Annotated in this window: 13 protein-coding genes; all 13 read left to right on the forward strand. The window is 29.9% G+C overall.

The genetic code is table 11. The features are described from left to right. Window positions 1-59: 59 nt before the first annotated feature. The 13 genes from dnaK to C3729_RS00150 all read left to right on the forward strand — a co-directional run bounded on the left by dnaK (window position 60) and on the right by C3729_RS00150 (window position 18962). Complete coding sequence (gene dnaK, locus C3729_RS00090; RefSeq protein WP_104792283.1) at window positions 60-1958, forward strand: molecular chaperone DnaK; 1899 nt, start codon at window positions 60-62, stop codon at window positions 1956-1958. A gap of 229 nt (window positions 1959-2187) precedes the next feature. Beyond that, entirely contained in the window at window positions 2188-2754 is a 567-nt protein-coding gene (locus C3729_RS00095) for a helix-turn-helix domain-containing protein (RefSeq protein WP_058877522.1), read from the forward strand. Further along, the gene (locus tag C3729_RS00100; RefSeq protein WP_104792284.1) at window positions 2751-4007 is read left to right on the forward strand and encodes a site-specific integrase; all 1257 of its coding nucleotides are present in this window, start codon (window positions 2751-2753) and stop codon (window positions 4005-4007) included. Before C3729_RS00095 ends, C3729_RS00100 begins: the two co-directional genes overlap by 4 nt. Further along, complete coding sequence (locus tag C3729_RS00105; RefSeq protein ID WP_104792285.1) at window positions 4004-4828, forward strand: hypothetical protein; 825 nt, start codon at window positions 4004-4006, stop codon at window positions 4826-4828. Before C3729_RS00100 ends, C3729_RS00105 begins: the two co-directional genes overlap by 4 nt. 133 nt (window positions 4829-4961) lie before the next feature. After that, complete coding sequence (locus tag C3729_RS00110; RefSeq protein WP_058877525.1) at window positions 4962-5300, forward strand: helix-turn-helix domain-containing protein; 339 nt, start codon at window positions 4962-4964, stop codon at window positions 5298-5300. 4 nt (window positions 5301-5304) lie between these two features. Next, window positions 5305-6462, forward strand: coding sequence for a VapE domain-containing protein (locus tag C3729_RS00115; RefSeq protein WP_104792286.1), 1158 nt, complete (start codon window positions 5305-5307; stop codon window positions 6460-6462). Window positions 6463-6697: 235 nt separating this feature from the next. Further along, window positions 6698-7657, forward strand: a complete 960-nt coding sequence (locus C3729_RS00120) for a toprim domain-containing protein (RefSeq protein WP_104792287.1) — start codon at window positions 6698-6700, stop codon at window positions 7655-7657. Window positions 7658-7915: 258 nt separating this feature from the next. Beyond that, the gene (locus tag C3729_RS00125; protein WP_133159922.1) at window positions 7916-9058 is read left to right on the forward strand and encodes a hypothetical protein; all 1143 of its coding nucleotides are present in this window, start codon (window positions 7916-7918) and stop codon (window positions 9056-9058) included. 126 nt (window positions 9059-9184) lie between these two features. Further along, window positions 9185-9382, forward strand: coding sequence for a helix-turn-helix transcriptional regulator (locus C3729_RS00130; protein WP_104792289.1), 198 nt, complete (start codon window positions 9185-9187; stop codon window positions 9380-9382). Continuing rightward, window positions 9383-12715: a helicase-related protein gene (locus C3729_RS00135; protein WP_104792290.1), complete on the forward strand. Its 3333-nt coding sequence runs from the start codon at window positions 9383-9385 to the stop codon at window positions 12713-12715. Window positions 12716-12741: 26 nt separating this feature from the next. Then, window positions 12742-16344, forward strand: coding sequence for an Eco57I restriction-modification methylase domain-containing protein (locus C3729_RS00140; protein ID WP_165785686.1), 3603 nt, complete (start codon window positions 12742-12744; stop codon window positions 16342-16344). Window positions 16345-16375: 31 nt separating this feature from the next. After that, complete coding sequence (locus C3729_RS00145; RefSeq protein WP_104792292.1) at window positions 16376-18319, forward strand: AAA family ATPase; 1944 nt, start codon at window positions 16376-16378, stop codon at window positions 18317-18319. Next, complete coding sequence (locus tag C3729_RS00150; RefSeq protein WP_133159923.1) at window positions 18303-18962, forward strand: hypothetical protein; 660 nt, start codon at window positions 18303-18305, stop codon at window positions 18960-18962. Before C3729_RS00145 ends, C3729_RS00150 begins: the two co-directional genes overlap by 17 nt. Window positions 18963-19032: the final 70 nt, after the last annotated feature.

Raw genomic sequence — 19032 nt, forward strand, 5'->3', positions numbered from 1 at the left:
GGTATAAAATTGGAGAAATCCAAGTCAAATTAGTTAAGTAAAAATAAAATATAAATATTATGAGCAAAATTATCGGAATTGATTTAGGTACGACCAACTCTTGCGTTGCGGTAATGGAAGGTAAAGATCCTGTAGTTATCCCAAATGCAGAAGGTAAAAGAACCACACCATCTATTGTAGCATTTACAGAAGATGGCGAAAGAAAAGTAGGTGATCCTGCAAAAAGACAAGCAGTAACGAATCCTACTAAAACTGTTTATTCTATCAAGAGATTCATCGGAACACAGTTTACTAAAGATAAAGAAGAAATTTCTAGAGTTCCTTATGCTGTAGTAGCTGGACCAAATGATACTGTAAAAGTAAAAATAGACGATAGAGAATATACAGCACAAGAAATTTCTGCAATGATTCTTCAAAAAATGAAGAAAACGGCTGAAGATTTCCTTGGTCAAGAAGTAACCAGAGCAGTAATTACGGTTCCTGCTTACTTTAACGATGCACAGAGACAAGCTACCAAAGAAGCTGGTGAAATCGCTGGTCTTAAAGTAGAAAGAATTATCAACGAACCTACTGCTGCAGCTTTAGCTTACGGTTTAGATAAAGTAGGTAAAAAAGACCTAAATGTAGTTGTTTTCGACTGTGGAGGTGGTACTCATGACGTTTCTGTACTAGAAATGTACGAAGTAGATGGAAACGCATCTTTCGAAGTAAAAGCTACTGATGGTGATACTCACCTTGGTGGTGACGACTTTGATAACGTAATCATCGACTGGATGGCAGATGAATTCAAATCTGAAGAAGGAGTAGATCTTAAATCTGATGCAATTGCACTTCAACGTTTAAAAGAAGCTGCTGAAAAAGCAAAAATTGAATTGTCTTCTTCTACTCAAACTGAAATCAACTTACCATATATCACCGCTACTGCAACTGGTCCTAAACACTTAGTGAAAACATTGACCAGAGCTAAATTTGAGCAATTGGCACATGATTTAATTCAAAGAACCATCGAACCATGTAAAACTGCTCTTAGAAATGCTGGAATGAGCACTTCTGATATTGACGAAATCATCTTAGTAGGTGGTTCTACCAGAATTCCTGCAATACAAGAAGCGGTAGAAAAATTCTTTGGAAAAGCACCTTCTAAAGGGGTGAATCCAGATGAAGTAGTAGCAATTGGTGCTGCAATTCAAGGGGGAGTTTTAACAGGTGATGTAAAAGACGTTCTTTTATTAGACGTAACTCCGCTTTCTTTAGGTATCGAAACTATGGGTTCAGTTTTCACTAAATTAATTGAAGCGAACACTACCATTCCTACTAAAAAATCTGAAGTTTTCTCTACAGCAAGTGATAATCAGCCTGCGGTAACCATCAGAGTAGGACAAGGAGAAAGACCAATGTTTAATGACAACAAAGAAATCGGTAGATTTGATTTAGTAGATATTCCACCTGCACCAAGAGGAGTTCCACAAATTGAGGTAACTTTTGACATTGATGCAAACGGTATTCTACATGTTTCTGCTAAAGATAAAGGAACTGGTAAAGAGCAATCTATCAAAATCCAAGCATCTTCTGGACTTTCTGATGCAGAAATCGAAAGAATGAAAAAAGAAGCAGAAGAAAATGCAGCAGCAGATGCGAAGAGAAAAGAAGATGTAGAAACCATCAATAAAGCTGATGGAATGATTTTCCAAACAGAAAAACAATTGAAAGAATTTGGAGAAAAATTATCTGCAGATAAGAAATCAGCAATTGAAGCAGCTCACACAGAATTGAAAGCTGCTTACGAAACCAAAGATGCAGATGCGATTAAACCTAAGTTAGAAGCATTAGACGCAGCTTGGATGGCAGCTTCAGAAGAATTGTACAAAGCAACTCAAGAAGCACAACCGCAACCTGAACAAGCACAAGGTAACGCTGGCGAAAATGTACAAGATGCAGATTTCGAAGAAGTCAAGTAAGGACTGATAAAAATCAATTAAAATAAATGAGTAAATCGCTGTAAATGTAATATTTACGGCGATTTTTTATTTTTAACAATTTTTGAAAAATGCTTGTTTTTAATCGTTTTTTGTCATATTTTCGTACCATATTTGTACCGCGCGTTATTTGGATGTAATGTGCGCCTTATGCGCTAAAATAATTAAAAAATACATAAAAAAGTGACAATGTACCCGATGTTATTTCAGAATGGGATTTAGTAAATTAAAAATACCAAGAGTATGTGAGCAGTGCTCTAAACCCTTTGAAGCAAAGACAGTTACGACACGTTTTTGCGGTGTTTCTTGTGCAAATAAATCAGGAAAGGAACGCAAGAAATTAGAAAAGCAACAAAAAGAAAAAGAAAATCTGTTACAAAAATATTCTAATAAAATTGCGGAAGTTCAAACTCGGGAATTTATCTCTGTTTCTGAAGCAACTGTAATGTTTGGAATTTCAAAAGATACCATTCATAGAATGATAAAAAAAGGATTGATTGGTGGTGCTAATCTTGGGATAAGATTAACTCGAGTAAAACGAGCAGATTTAGAGAACTTATTTTCTACAATAGAAATGCCTATTGAAAAGAAAAAAGAAGAAAAACCAAACTTTGAAATAGGAAATTGCTACACGATTTCAGAGATAAGTACAAAATTCCGTGCAGATCCAAGTACTATTTATCTTGTAATTAAGAAAAACAAAATACCAACTAAAAAAGTAGGTAGTTTTGTGTATGCACCAAAAAATCTTATTGACAAAATCTTCGCAGGACAATGAAAGAACTTTTAAAAACTAAAGTCACCGTAAGGTTAAGAAAAGCAGAAAACCGAAAAGAATGGTACATCTATTTGGAAAGTTATCCTGTGATGATTTCGGGAAAGAAAACTCCTCAAAGAATCCGTGAGTATCTCAACCGAAGTGTAACAACTGTAGAATTTGATAAAAAAAGACCAGCGAAAACGACTCAAAAGTCAATTTCTTATAAACCTAAAAGAGACGATAATGGAATTATTATTTGCAAAAGTGAAAACGATAGAGAAACAATGTTTTATGCAGATTCAGTAAGGAAATTAAGACAAAGAGAATACGACAATATTGAGCTTTATAATGAGCTCGACCAAATTCAGGCAGAACAAAAAGAAAAATCACAGGTAAATTTTGTTAAATATTTCGAAGCATTAATTAAAATACGACATAAAAATAATTCAGAATCAATTAAGATAAATTGGGAAAGAGCAATTGACTTTTTAATCTCTTATGAAGGTTCTGAAATCCCTTTTTCTAAAATTGATATTAAATTTTGTGAGAATTTTAAAACCTTTCTTTTGAATGCACCTCGCGGAGGAAATAAAAATGGGAAATTATCTCAAAATAGTGCATCAACTTATTTTTCTGTTTTTAAAGCTGCGTTGAAACAAGCTTTCATTGATGGTTATTTTACGACAGATATTGCTGCAAAAATAAAAGGAATTCCAAGTGAAGAATCAAGAAGAGAATATTTAACAATTGATGAACTGAATACTTTAGTTGCTACTCCTTGTGAAAATGATATTCTGAAGCGTGCCGCACTTTTTTCTGCATTAACAGGTTTGCGACATTCTGATATTCAAAAACTGAAGTGGAATGAAATAAGTTTAGATAACAATCAACCGAGAATTAATTTCACTCAAAAAAAGACAAAAAGTGTAGAATATATGCCGATTTCTCAACAGGCTTTAGAAATTTGTGGAGAACCAAAATCTCCAAATGATTTGGTTTTTGAAAATTTAACCAATCCAGCATGGATTAATCGACCATTAAAGACTTGGGTTGCAAAAGCAGGAATCAATAAAAACATCACTTTTCACTGCTTTCGTCACACTTTTGCTACTTTGCAACTTTCAAGCGGTACTGATATTTATACAGTGAGCAAAATGCTTGGTCATACGAATGTGAAGACTACACAAGTCTATGCAAAAGTGATTGATGAAAAGAAAAATAAAGCGGCGGAAGCGATACAATTAAAATCTTTAAAAAATCAATCTGAATGAAAATAAAGTACTTTGAATATATCGCTATTTGTTTGTCAGTTTTTCTAGCTTGCATATTCATAGGTAATGCTGCTAGAGAATATTCTATTAGAAATGGAGCAGATGAATTTACAATTAATTTGTTTTTCTGGGGTGGTATTGGTTTGGGTGTATTAATATTCGTATTTGTAATTTTATTTCTTGATCCAATAGTAAATTGGATAGTAAAACGTTTTTTAAACAATTCAAAATCCAAATTAGTTGAAGAACAAGAAGACGATTCAAAGAATATCCAAATAGTTAATTCTACGGAGAATTTTGAATTGAATGAAAAACACATGCAAAGTTTCCCAAATATTATCGAAGAAGAACCAGCTTTTGAAGTTGAAAAAAAAATATCCGAAACAATATTGGAAAATGAAGAACCTATTGAAATATCTGATATTGAAAAAATAAGAATTAAGGCAAAATCTGAAAGTGAAAAAATCGTACAGGAAAAGCTGGGTTTTATTGTTCAATACACTAAAGAAAAATTTGCACCATACTCTTCGGATGAAGAAATCAATAGATTTAACATTTATTTAATAGAATTTTTGAAAGATAGTAAGATTGATACTATTACTCCAATAAGAGTGAATACTCTTAAAACGATTGATCTAATGCATTTCGGATGGAATGTGTGGCATCATTATAGAGGAAACAATCAGAGAAAAGATGTCGCTAAATTTTTGAAAATTGTTTTTTCTGAAAGTTTTAAAGAAATGGAAGAATCAACAATAGAAAAATTACTTTCTTCGAGAAAAGAGGAAGGATTAATAAAAATTGAAGATAACCTCCTTTAGTAAAGGAAAATACAATTAATATTGAGCAGAAAACCATTTATGTTATTAGTATGATTTAAACATTCTTTATCATACAAAAAACATACGTATAACATAAATTATCATTGCACCATAACAATCATAAACGATAATTATGGACGTAAATGAAATTTCTTTTGAAAACCTGCCAAAAGCAGTTGCTCACTTAACGAACGAAATTGCCGAAATTAAATCTATGGTTCAGAATGCGAAAATTTCTGAACCGAAAGAAAAACGTATTCCTATTGGAATTGAAGATGTATGTAAGATAATAGGGAAAGCCAAACCTACGATTTATACTCTTGTAAGGCAAAGAAAAATTCCGTGTTATAAAAACGGTAAAAAACTCTATTTTTTTGAAGATGAACTTTTGGAATGGATTTCTAAAGGTAAAAAGAAAACCTTACTAGAAATAGAATCCGAAGCTCTGAAATATCATAACCGAAATAGATAAGGTTATGAACGAACAAAAATTCTTGTATCAATCTGATACTCCTTCCAAAACGATTTACGATAGAGCGATGAATTATTTAGACGAAAAATACAACATTCGTTTTAATACCATTGCTTTGGAGTTGGAAATTCAGTTGAAAGAGCAGGTTGGAACTTGGACTGTTCTCAACATCAATTCTTTATTGATTGAGTTAGCGCAGTCTGGAATTGAAATTAATATGAATAAATTGGAAATTCTAGTTAGAAGCCATTTGATTCAGCAATACAATCCAATTCGTGAGTATTTTGAAAATTTAGAAACTTGGGATGGTATAGATTACATCAAGAAACTCTCTCAATATCTTAAAACCAATGATGATGAAGCATTTTGTTATCATTTTGAAAAATGGCTAACAAGAGCGGTATTATGTTCATTAAATAGAGGTTATGTCAATAAACAGTCATTGGTTTTAGCGTCACATCAAAATTCAGGGAAATCCTCATTTTTACGATTTTTAATTCCTCCAAAATTAGAGAATTATTACACCGAAAATATCTCCATCGACAAAGATGGCATTATTTCCATTTGTAAAAATTTGATTTGTAACCTTGATGAATTGGCGGTTTTATCGAAATCCGATGTTAATACTTTGAAATCTTTCATCTCAAAAAGTAGTGCAAATATTCGTTTGCCTTATGCGCGAAAAGCTGAATTTTTAGAACGGATTTGCTCATTTGTAGGTTCTACCAATCGGACTGATTTTCTTACCGATGAAACAGGAAGCATTAGATGGTTGATTTTTGAGGTGTATTCTTTTGATTTTGAATATTCTAAAGAAATTGATATGGACAAAGTCTGGGCTCAAGCTTATTACAATGCTTTTGAAAGAAAAAATTACAATCCCGAATTAACCGCAACAGATATCGCCGAAAACGAAAAGCGAAACGAGAAATATGCACAAGTTTCAATGGAGCAAGAACTGATTTCAGCTCATTTTGAAAAATCGAAAAAAATGGAAGAATTTCTCACAGCAACCGATATTATGTTGGCGATGAACAATGCTTTAGGATTGCGATTGAATAATGTGAAAATCGGAAAAGCACTCACCAGTTTAAAATATCAAAGGATAAAACATCCTCAACTTCAAGTGTACGGTTATCTCATCAAAAGAAAATCTGAATAAACAAACTTACCAAAGTTACCAAGTTACCTTAAATCTTTAAATGATTTAATAATCAATGATTTATAAAGGTAATTCAATTTGAAAAATAAGTTACCTAAAGTTACCTTAATTAAAAATTTATGGTAAGAAGGTAAAAACAGGTAATTGTAAAAATTTGCTTTAAAGTATTGTTAATCAATAAAAAGGTAATTAGGTAAGAGGAATTAAAAAAAACAAAGAAAACAAAAACATTAAAATGAACTGCAGACACTTTAACACAATTCCGTTGGAAGAAGTCCTCGTTTCACTCGGACACCATCCAACAAAACAAAATGAAAAAGAAGCTTGGTATCTCAATCCTTTTTCCACAGAAACCCAAGCCTCTTTTAAACTCAATAAAAGAAACAACGTTTGGTATCTCCATTCCGAAGGAATAGGCGGAAACAATATTGATTTTATGATGAAATACCTGAAAGCTTCCGTAAAAGAAGTTTTAGAATGGGCGGAAAAACAGAATTTTTCTTCTTTTCAATCGCAAAAAGATTATCATTCAAAAAGTTCTAGCCTAAATTACCACATCACAGAAATTAAAGAACTTCAAAACGAAAATTTGAAGATTTATCTTCAACAAAGAGGACTTTCGCCAACAGTTTATTCTTTAGTAAAAGAAGTACATTTTGCCATTGGAGAGAAAAAACTTTATGCTATTGGTTTTGAAAACCTTTCAGGAGGTTGGGAACTCAGAAATTCATTATACAAAGGTTCATTACTAAAGAAAGATATTTCAATCCTAAATTTCAATATTGAAAGCCAAAATCAAAATGAAACAGGAAAAAGAATCGCTGTTTTTGAGGGATTTTTGGATGCTTTGTCTTTTGTTGAGATGAAACCATTTTTTAAAGGCGATGTATTGGTGATGAATTCTATTTCATTGTTGAATAGAACCAAAGAATATTTACAAAACTATTCCGAAATCCATTTGTTTTTAGACAATGACAAAGCAGGAGAGATTTGCAAAAATGAAATTCTGAAATCATTTCCCGAAGCCAAAAATCATTCTGAAATTTATGCTCTTCATAAAGATTTAAATGAATACTTCGTTTTCAGAAACAATACAAAAATCGAAAAACAACAGCAGGTAGAACTAAACCCAAAACAAGAACAGGAGGAAAGCGAAATCAATCAAGCTCATCAAACTTACAGAAGAAAACGCTGATTATGCGTGTGTATATTTTTATCAACTATATGCAAAAGTTAGGAGCTCATTCGCAACTTTGAAGGTCGATACTCTCCCAACAAAGTTTCTTCTTCGCTCTGCGAGGCTTTAACTTGTATAAAATAGTACAAGGTTCAACTTTCTTAACCTATAAAAAATAATGCAAGGTCTTTGTACAACCTGTATAAAATAGATACAGGTTGTTAGGTAACCTGAGTAAAAAAGATACAGGTTACATCATCATCATATTTAAGAAAAATGAAGACATCAATCAATTTCAAAGTGGCAAAATCTGATTCCGAAATTCATAATTTTAGAAAGAAATCCTTTGACTATATCCGCAAAGATTTAACTCATAAAAATCAATATTGGATGGAGCAAAAAATTGCAGACCGACTGTTAAAAATAGAATCCTACTGCAAAGAAAAATCAGGCAGAAAATTACAGAAAAATGCAATGCCAATTCGAGAAGCTGTGGTTGTGATTAAAGAGAATACAACAATGCAAGATTTGCATAACCTATCAAAAAGATTGGAAGAAGAACTTAAAATCCGAATTTTTCAGATTGCCATTCATAAAGATGAAGGTCATTATGATAAAGACACCAACGAATGGAAAGCTAATTACCACGCTCATTTAGTTGCAGATTGGCAGGATTTGGAAACTGGAAAAACGCTGAAACATCAATCTTTTCATTACTCAAAAATGCAAGATTTAGCAGCAGAATGTTTAGAAATGGAAAGAGGCGTTTCAGGTTCGTTAACAAGATTAGAGGCGGTAGAATTTAAAATCAAGAAAAAAGAAGAAGATTTGAAAATTTTGGAAGAACGATACAGCCAAATGCAACAAGAAATGGAATCTAAAAAAGCAGAGGATTTAATTGTAAAAGAATCCGATTTTTTGGGTTTTCAGAAAATAAAAACGGACAAAACCATTGAAAACTACAAAAAGGCAATCAAAACGAATAATATTCAACTTCTTAAAAACAAAACAGAACTGGAATCCAAAGAGAAACAAATTGCAGAACTCAATACCAAAATTGAAAGTCTAAAAAAAGAAGTTTTCCTTTTCAAAAGCAAAAACTCTGCGCTCTTAACCAATGAAACTTTTTTTGCTGTTGAAAAGAAAAAATATTTGGAATCAGTTGAAAAGACACTTAAAAAAGCCATTTTGCAAGAAAGTATAAAAATCCCGAATCTGCAAAATCTAAACGATACTGAAAGAAAAGATAAAATGATAGAAATACTTGAAAAAATTTCAAAGGACAATAATATTCCCATTTCTGCTTTTGAGGAGGTTTTTGGGGATAAAGAGAAGAAAAATAATTTTTTTAGAATTTTGGAAGGAAGTAATGTATTGGCAGATGATAATCTGAAGTTTATTAAGAAACTTGGAAGATAAAATAAAATCATAAAAACAAAAAATAAAACAAAATGAAATTATTTGAAAATATCTAAAATTTGATTTTGAAATTAATTAAAGAAAATGTTGTATATTTATCAATTAATGTTAATTAAATAACAAGTAGTGAAAATCAATAGATTAAAAGTTATTCTTGCTGAAAAAGAAAAAACTAATAAATGGTTAGCTGAGAAACTTGGCAAAAGCGAAGTAACTGTTTCCAGATGGGTAAGGAACGAAAATCAGCCTTCTATGGAGACTTTATTAGTTATTTCCAAATTATTAGATATAGATATTAAAGAACTTTTGAATTCCAGTAAATAGATGAGTACAAAATTTTTTACAAATAAGGACGGCAATAGTCTTTTTAATAAGTTCAAAGGAGTTTTTGAATATCAAAACGTGCATTTTTTTGATGCATTAGTAGGGTATTTCAGAGCTTCAGGATATTTTAAATTAAGGCCATTTTTGGATAAAGTTCCAGAAATAAGAATATTGGTAGGTATTAATGCAGATGAGCTTATTGCAGATGCAAAAAGAAAAGGACAACTTTATTTAGAAAATTCTGAAAAGACGAAGGAAGAATATTTAAATTTTGTTGCACAAGACATCAATAAAGCTACTTATGATGCAGAAACTGAAAAGAGTATATTACAGTTTATTGATGACATAATCACTGAAAAAGTTAAAATAAGAGCATACGGACAAAAAAATCTACATGCTAAAATTTACATTTTCAGACCAAATCCTTTTAATCAGCATACTTTAGGAAGTGTAATTACAGGTTCGTCTAATTTAACAGATTCAGGATTAGGAACTTACGACCAAGCTAATTATGAATTTAATGTTCAATTGAATGATTATGATGATGTAAAATTTGCAACCGAAGAGTTCGAAGAATTGTGGAAAGATGCCAATGAATTAATTCCTGCTGACTTACAAAAACTAAAAGCTAAAACATACCTAAGTGAAGAAAAAATAACGCCTTATGATTTATTCATTAAAATGCTCGTAGAGTATTTTGGAGATTCTGTAATAAGAGATAAGGTAGGTAATTTAACTTTACCAGAAGGATATACCAATTTACAATATCAAGCAGATGCCGTGACAGAAGGTTTTCACAAACTTATGAAACATAATGGTTTTATATTGGCTGATGTGGTTGGTTTGGGAAAAACAGTTATTGCAACCAGAATAATTAAAAAGTATATTGAGAAAAATGGTTATAATACTAAGGTTTTAATTGTTTACCCTAATGCTTTGGAGGTAAACTGGAAATCAACTGTAAAAGATTTTGGAATTGCTAATTATGTACATTTCATATCAAATGGAAGCCTTCATAAAATTATTGAAGGTAATAATATTGATTATCAAAAGCCTGAAGATTATGATTTAGTTATTGTAGATGAAGCTCATAAATTCAGGACTTCTAGTACCAATATGTATGGATTATTAGAGCTTATTTGTAAAACTCCAAGAGCAACGGTAGGTAATGATGTAGATAGAAAGAAGAAAATAATGTTAATAACTGCAACTCCTCTTAATAATAAGCCAGAAGACATTGCCAATCAAGTTTATTTATTTCAAGATTCTAGAAAATCTACATTAGAAGGCGTTCCTAATTTGCAGAGTTTTTTTGCGGATAAAATTGAAAAATATAAAAAACTTTATCTTATAAAAGACCATCAACAATTAGTGGCGAAGGTAAAAGAAATCTATGAACCCATAAGAGAAAAAATATTCTCTGAATTGGTTATTAGGAGAACTAGAGCAGATATCAAAAAAATAAATCGTTATTATGACGATGTTGTTGCTCAAGGAATGACTTTCCCTGATGTAATAGGACCTAATAAAATAGAATATGAGTTTTCTGATTTGCAAGAAAAAATTTTTTATGAAACGGTAGATGCCATAATTGATAGCCTTGGATATTATAGATATAGAGCTATTGAGCATTTGAATCCAAAATATGAAGATTTGTATGATAATGCCAAATTAATTTCTGAAAGACTTTCTATCATTATGAAAACCCAATTGGTAAAACGTTTAGAAAGCAGTTTTGAAGCTTTTAGAAAATCATTATACCGATTTTACATTTCTAATCAAAGAATGATTGAAATGTTTGAGAATAATAAAGTCTATATTGCTCCTGATATAGATGTCAATAAGTTTTTAGATGAGGGTAGAGAAGAAGAGTTAGAGGCAAAAATTGAAGCTATTAATGCAGAATCTCCAAACAATCAAATTTTCAAAGCTGAAGACTTTTCTGAAGATTTTATTGAAGGATTAAAAAGAGACCAAGAAGTTTTGAACTCATTATTTGAGAAATGGCAGAATATTGGGGATGACCCTAAAACAAAAAAATTCTTAGAGGCTGTAAATTCAGTATTTTTAGATGATAGAAATCCTGAGAAAAAATTAGTCATCTTTTCGGAAAGTAAGGAAACGGTAGAATATCTTGCTGAAGAATTATCAAAGGTAGGTAGAAGTGATGTTTTGGCAATCAGCGCATCTAATAACAAGCAGAGATTTTCCACTATTAGAAAAAATTTCGATGCAAATTATCCTGATAAACAAGAAAATAATTTTAATATCATTATTACTACAGAGGTTTTAGCAGAAGGAATTAACCTTCACAGAAGTAATGTAATTCTGAATTATGACATCCCTTGGAATGCTACTAAATTGATGCAAAGAATAGGGCGTGTGAATCGTATTGGAACAAAAGCAGATAAAATATATGTGTATAATTTCTTTCCAACTGCACAATCTAATAGTTTAATAAAACTAAATGAAAAAGCATTAAAAAAACTACAAGGTTTTCACTCTGCATTTAGTGAAGATAGCAAAGTATATTCTGAAGAAGAGCAATTGATAGAAAATACTCTTGGTGATTTACAACCTCAAGAAGAAGTTGATGAGAGATTGCAATATCTGGAAATGGTAAGAGAGCTTTATGAAAATAATTTCAAAGAGTATAAAAGAATAAAATCTATGCCATTAAAAAGCAGAGTAGGAAGAGCAGTAAAGATAAAAGAAAAAGAAGCACAAGATATTGTAGGACAAAAGTTAGATAATGCAATTTTATGTTATCTGAGAAACAAAATGAAAGAAGGTTTTTATGTTGCCAATGAAAAAAACTCTGTAGAAATAACCTTTTATCAGGCAGTTAAATTATTTGAAGCCAGTAAAAAGGAAAAACCGACTAAGATTTTTGAAAATCATTTTGAGGCGGTAAATTTGGCCGTTGAGCAATTTAAAAAAGTCTATAATACTGTTTATTCTGTAGAGGAATATGACACTTCTAATCTTTCTGTTCAGGAAAGAAATTCTGTTAACTTTTTGAAAGGATTAAAAGACTTGCAGCGCAATTTTCCTCAGGAATTATCAGAAGAGTTTATAGAAATGGTAGATGCTTCTTTGCGAATCATATATATGGGAGTTTTCAGAAAATTTAGAAATGAAATTGCTACCCTAGCTGCGAAACAAAAAAAGAAAAAAATGCCTTTGGCAAAAGTTATTGTAGAACTTAATCTAATAATGAATAAGTATCCTATTGCAAATATTGCCAGATTAGATGCTCTGCGTACAGAAGAAGAACAGCAACCAAAGATATTTGAAGAACCAAAAATTGTAATAACCGAGACCTTTTCATAATGAATAGACAGGCTTTAAAACATATATTGCAAAGTAACTATGATAGAGATCAATGGATTTCTACTTTGCAATTTCTCACAGGAAAAAGAGAATACCTTACCGTACATCTTACTCCTAAAACCATTGAAATTAATACTCAAGAGGCAGACCGCATTGTAAAAACTTTTTATCAAATCGGAAGCCTCAAAACTTCTGATGGCATTAGCTTACCCATTTTTGAGATAATTCTAGAAGATAATATCCGTATAGAATACAACAAAGTTAGTGTAAATGATTTCATTAAGAAATACATTATCAAAGATGCAATAAAAGGCGCATTAACTACTTTTTCTTATGATAAAGGCCATGAGAAAAAAGAATGGCGTTTTTCTTTTATTTCTAAAAATTCGGCCAATGACTTCTTTGCAGAAGCAGAAGCAGAAGAAACGAATCCTAAAAAATACACTTACATATTTGGTACAGAAGAAGAGCACAGAACAGCCATTGAAAGACTATATAATCTGGAACAATCTCGTTTTAGATTAGAAGACTTCTTTGAAGCCTTCAATGTAGAGCCCGTTTCTAAAAAATTCTTTGAAGAATACAAAAGTTTGTATAAGCAGTTCTCTGGTTTTCTTGCAGATGAAAAAAATGAGTATAGAAGCATTTTTGAAGCAGAAATTAATGATTTTAATAGCAAAACTAAAGAGGATATAGCGAAGGAGATAGACAAAGACATCCGCAATTTTGCAAGCCGATTAATGGGGAGAATGGTTTTCCTATATTTTTTACAAAAAAAACATTGGTTGGGAGCGTCTAATCAGCAGTATAAAGATGGAAGCTCTACTTTTTTAAGTGATTTGTTTTATAATGATAAGGAGAGCCAAACAAATTTTTATCAAAAATATTTAAGCAGAATATTTTTTGAAGCACTTAACACTCCTGATAGAAAAAATGAAGAGTTTACATTGCATAACGGAAAAACTGTTTGTATCCCTTTCTTAAATGGTGGTTTATTTGAAGAAGAACAAGAACCCAAAAGACATAGAGAAATACAATTTCCCGCATTTTATTTTGAAGATTTGTTCACATTCTTTAACGGATACAATTTTACGATTTATGAAAACAGTCCAGAAGAACATACCGTTGCGGTAGACCCAGAAATGTTAGGACATATTTTTGAAAACCTTATTGATTATAACAAAGATACAGGCACATTCTACACTCCAAAAGAAATAGTGCAGTATATGACGCAGGAAAGTCTTATTGAATACCTGAACACCCATCTGCAAAAAGAGAGAAAAGAGATAGAGAATCTACTAAAAAATCATTATACAAAACCTTTTAATGATGCTGAATTAGAAAAAATAGACCAACTTTTAAATGACGTAAAAATCTGCGACCCAGCTATTGGTTCTGGTGCATTTCCTATGGGAATGTTACAAGAAATATTTAATCTAAAAGCAGTGATTGCATATGAACTGAAAAAAGAATGGAATCCTGCACAAGTAAAGCAAGATATTATACAAAATTCTATCTATGGAGTAGATTTAGACGAAGGAGCGGTAGAAATTGCAAGGCTGCGTTTTTGGCTCTCTTTGGTAGTAGATGAAGGCATACCAAAAGCTTTGCCGAATTTGGATTACAAGATTATGCAGGGGAATAGTTTGTTAGAAAGTTATAATGATATAGATTTATCTAATCTCGCAACTGCTGATGAACAAATTATTTCTAATCAACAAACAGTATTAGAATTTGGCGATGAATATGCGAAAGAAATCACCGTCTTTGATGCTGTGAGTATAGAGGAAATTCAATCTTTAATAAAAAGTTATTTTACAAAAAGTGGGAATGAAAAAGCAGAAATAAAGCAAAGACTTAATAATATTATAGAAGGTAAAATTCATTCTAAAATATACAAAGAAAAGAAAAGACTAGAAACATTAATTAATGATTTTTACAAAAAATATAATCTTTCTAAAGACAATGATTTAAGTGGTTTTAATTTAAAATCAAAAGAAATAAAAGAATTATTTTCTAATAAAGAACAATTTCACAATTTAGAAAAAATAGAAAATGAACTTATTTCTTTTCAGCATAAAAGTGAAAGGCCATATTTTCTTTGGCATCTCTACTTTAAAGAAATTTTTGATAATGGCGGTTTTGATATTGTCATCGGAAATCCACCGTATATAAAAGAATACACAAACAAATCTGCTTTTGATGGATTTAGAAGTTCGCCGTACTACATTGGTAAAATGGATATTTGGTATGGTTTTGCCTCTAAAGGATTTGATATTTTAAAAGAAAAAGGAGTAGAATGCTTTATTGCACAGAATAATTGGGTGACTAGCTCTGGTGCAAGTATTTTAAGAAAAGATGTTCTTACAAGAACAGAAATTAAACAATTTATAGATTTTGGAGATTACAAAGTATTTCAATCTGCAGGAATACAAACCATGATTTATCTTTTACAGAAAAATGCAAAACCTTCTGATGAATACCAAGTGTATTACGCAGGATTAACTGATAGCAATATCAATAAAAACCAACTAGAAGATTTTTTGAATATCGATAAATTAATATCAAAACAAAGATTTTTTATAAAATTTGAAATAGCATTTAATAATAAGAATTATTTTGATACCACAATTAATTTTGATAACCCACAATTAGTTTCTCTTTTAGATAGAGTATCTTTAAAAAAGAACTTTGAATTAAATGAAAAAGAAGTTATTCAAGGAATTGTTGGTGCTCCTGATAAAGCTTTTATAGTGAGAGATGAAGAATTACATAATTTTAATAGTGAAGAATTACAATTTATAAAACCATTCTATACCAATTCTACAGGTATTGCATCTGAAAATATTATTTATTTATGTGAAAAAAATTTTAATAATAAAAACATTAAAGATTTTATTAATTTATTTAAACATTTTGAGCCATATAAAGAAGAATTAATAGAAGCTAAAAATAGATATAAAACTCCAAATAAAAAATATTTTTATTTACACAGAGAAAGAGATGAAAATTTTTTTAAAAAGGGTTCTAAAATTATTTGTCAAGCTAGGTGTTTATCAAACTGTTTTTTCTATACAGAAAATGAATATTATGCATCAAGAGCACTTAATATAATTAAAACTGATAGAATCAATTTAAAATATTTAGTGACTTTTCTAAATTCAAAATTAATTTACTTTTATTACAAAAATAGAGGTTCAATACAAGGAATTATGTTAAAATTTGATAAAGGTCCTTTACTGAAAATCCCAATTTACAAACCAGAAAATTATTCGCCATTTTTAGAATTTTTTGAATTAATTACTACTACATTACAATCTAAAGAAAATATTATTGAAGGAATTGATAATAAACATATTGCAAACTTTTTTCAGGAGATCGTGGACGCTTGCTTTTTTGAGATTTATTTTCCAGAAGAGATGCAGGAAAAAAATATTACCGTAATTACACAGATAGAAGAGATTTTAAAGAAACACCAAGCAGAGAATTTTGAACATCTAAACGATGAGGATAAAAGAAAAATGATTGCCACTTTGTATTATGCTCTAAAAGAAAGTGAGGTGCAACAAAAAATGAGGCAGTTTGTTACGGCAAGTCCAGATGTTCTTAAAGTAATTCTTCAAAGTTAAACCATAATCCAAATTCTAAAAACTAATAAGAATGTCAAACATAAAAGAAATTACACTTTATAATTTCAAAGCATCTTACGGTGAAACAAAAATAGAGTTAGACGGTAAAAACCTTTTGATGTATGGTGAAAACGGAAGTGGTAAAAGTTCTGTGTATTGGGCATTATATACTTTGTTGCAGTCTTCTACAAAAGAAATAGAGGAAACGGATAAATATTTTGACTTTAATCACGAAGAAAATCTTATAAATAGAGATTTTTTGATAGAACTAGACAAGAGTAGAGGATTTGGAAATTACTCAATTGATGTGGGTAAGAATGTTCAAATTGAAATTAAAGATGAAGATGACAATATTTATAACCTTAGTCTTGGAGGATTAAGTTCTACAACAAATAAAACAGCTTTAGCAAACTTAAACAGATATTGCGACTTTATTACGCATAGGCTTTTAATCAATTTTTATAATTTTAGAAATTCTCAAGAAATTGACTTATGGAAAATATTTAACAGAGAAATATTTCCATTTGTTTATGATAAAAAAGATAAAGGAAATAAAACAATAGAATCTCTAATAAAACAATTATACGAGAATCAACCATTTGAAATTAATTCAGAAAATGAATATAGTTTATTAGATCAGGACGAATCAATTTATGAATATTATGAAAAGATTAAAACTGTTAACACTGAAATATCTGAATTAGTCTTTAAAATAGAAAATGAAGCTAACGAGTTTTTTTCTAAATATTTTGATAATTCAGATAATGAATACAAACTTTCACTTATTTATACTAATAAATTCTTTTTTGGAAATAATATAATTGATGATAGAGAGAATGATAAAATAAATGGTGTTATAAATCCACTCAAATTATTAAGAACTCCTAAAATTATTCTGAAAATATATAAAAAAGCGCATAATTCTTTTGAGTTAATTACAAGGCCTCAAACCTACTTAAACGAAGCATTAATAACACAGTTGTCTTTGTCTATACGATTAGCTTTAACAAAATCTAGAGCTGTAAACTATCCAGGGCAATTTCTGGTATTAGATGATATGCTAATTAGCCTTGACATGAGCAATCGAGATAAAGTTTTGGATATTATTCTTAATGAATTTGCACCTAAGTACAAAATCTATCTTTTTACGCACGAAAGAAGTTTTTTCAATATTGTGAAGAGGAGGCTTGTAAATAGAAACCTTTTGGAAGATTGGAATATTAAAGAAGTTTTTATGAATAATTTTGTAACTCCTTCAAAACCAATCATTGTTGATAATAAAGATTATCTGTCATTAGCTTTATATCATTTGAAAAATTTTGATTTACCTGCTGCTGCAAATTATTTGCGCAAAGAGTGTGAATTCCGAATGAAATATCTGTTGCCAGAAAATTTAGCTAAAAAAGAAACAGATGAGAATACAAAATACAATCAACTAGAAAATCTAATAACTAATTTTTTAAAATATTATTCAGAAACTTTAAATCAGAATATAACGAATTTATTAATATTAAAAGAAAAAAAAGATTTAATACTTAATCCTCTTTCTCATGATAATTTAGATTCAGAAATTTATAAAGACGAATTATTGTCATTCCATAATTTGCTTTTAGAGATGAGAAAAATTAAAAAATACATTATACTAAAGTCCGATGAGAAATTTTATTTTAATCAAATTGATCATGATGGTGATTTATGCAGATATAATGTTAAGACGATTGAAAATATTATATTCTATAAGGTTTTAGATGGTTCTTTAGTTTGTAAAAATAGCTTATGCGAGTTTACCATTCAAGAAAAACAGGGACAAAAAATTCAGTTAAATCACCCTACAAAATTTATGGATTTACAAAAAGTAGCCTATAATCATGCATTGAAAACAACAGGATTACATACATATCCAGATAAATTACTAGAATTTACAAATATTGAATCAAAAACATTTCAAGAACTAATAAATGAGTTTGATGTATAATGAATGTTTAAAAAAAGAAGCAATAGGCGCTTATGAAATTTTGAAAATTTCCCAATATGCAAAAGAAAAAGCATTTATCAGCAGATGTTTTCAGATAGAAGTAGAGAGTCAGTTTGATAATGTTAAACTTCGTTTACATTTAATAGACTCTCTATATTCCACACAGATGAGTAAACGCTATTATGGTATAGAAGAGTTGGCAGAAGCATTGTCTAAATATACGGACAAGGAACTAATAACAGAAGCAAATAAATTAGTAAATAGAGAAGATTCTGAAATTCTGCAAAAAATATTTGGAGAAAAATATGGCTATAATTCAAATGGCAAAAAAGAAAAAAAAGCAGTTTCACTCATTTCAAAATATTTGTATTTTCTTACAGGTTATCAATTTCCTATTTATGATAGTTTAGTAAAAATAGCCTATCCAAAGGTTATTAAAGAATATAATGTTAAGACTGGCTACACCAAAATTACAGATATTAATTTTGTACAAGCATTATCTGCACTAAATCAAGTTTCAAGCATTAATGATTTTGAAAAACTAGATAACTTTCTATGGTATTCACAAAAAGTAGAAAACAATAGTTTTTCTTTGATTTGCAGTAAAGAAGAGCATTTAAAAAGGATCAAAATAAAAGTTTAAATAACAATTTAGAAATTATGATGAATGATATTAAAGTGAGCTATATTCTGAAATAATAAATTTAGATTTT

It is taken from the genome of Cloacibacterium normanense (assembly GCF_002943105.1).
Lineage (GTDB): Bacteria > Bacteroidota > Bacteroidia > Flavobacteriales > Weeksellaceae > Cloacibacterium.

What these genes read in the sequence shown, in the direction of transcription:
- dnaK (WP_104792283.1), top strand. Translation starts at nt 60, where the DNA reads ATGAGCAAAATTATCGGAATTGATTTAGGTACGACCAACTCTTGCGTT.
- C3729_RS00095 (WP_058877522.1), top strand. Translation starts at nt 2,188, where the DNA reads ATGGGATTTAGTAAATTAAAAATACCAAGAGTATGTGAGCAGTGCTCT.
- C3729_RS00100 (WP_104792284.1), top strand. Translation starts at nt 2,751, where the DNA reads ATGAAAGAACTTTTAAAAACTAAAGTCACCGTAAGGTTAAGAAAAGCA.
- C3729_RS00105 (WP_104792285.1), top strand. Translation starts at nt 4,004, where the DNA reads ATGAAAATAAAGTACTTTGAATATATCGCTATTTGTTTGTCAGTTTTT.
- C3729_RS00110 (WP_058877525.1), top strand. Translation starts at nt 4,962, where the DNA reads ATGGACGTAAATGAAATTTCTTTTGAAAACCTGCCAAAAGCAGTTGCT.
- C3729_RS00115 (WP_104792286.1), top strand. Translation starts at nt 5,305, where the DNA reads ATGAACGAACAAAAATTCTTGTATCAATCTGATACTCCTTCCAAAACG.
- C3729_RS00120 (WP_104792287.1), top strand. Translation starts at nt 6,698, where the DNA reads ATGAACTGCAGACACTTTAACACAATTCCGTTGGAAGAAGTCCTCGTT.
- C3729_RS00125 (WP_133159922.1), top strand. Translation starts at nt 7,916, where the DNA reads ATGAAGACATCAATCAATTTCAAAGTGGCAAAATCTGATTCCGAAATT.
- C3729_RS00135 (WP_104792290.1), top strand. Translation starts at nt 9,383, where the DNA reads ATGAGTACAAAATTTTTTACAAATAAGGACGGCAATAGTCTTTTTAAT.
- C3729_RS00145 (WP_104792292.1), top strand. Translation starts at nt 16,376, where the DNA reads ATGTCAAACATAAAAGAAATTACACTTTATAATTTCAAAGCATCTTAC.
- C3729_RS00150 (WP_133159923.1), top strand. Translation starts at nt 18,303, where the DNA reads ATGAGTTTGATGTATAATGAATGTTTAAAAAAAGAAGCAATAGGCGCT.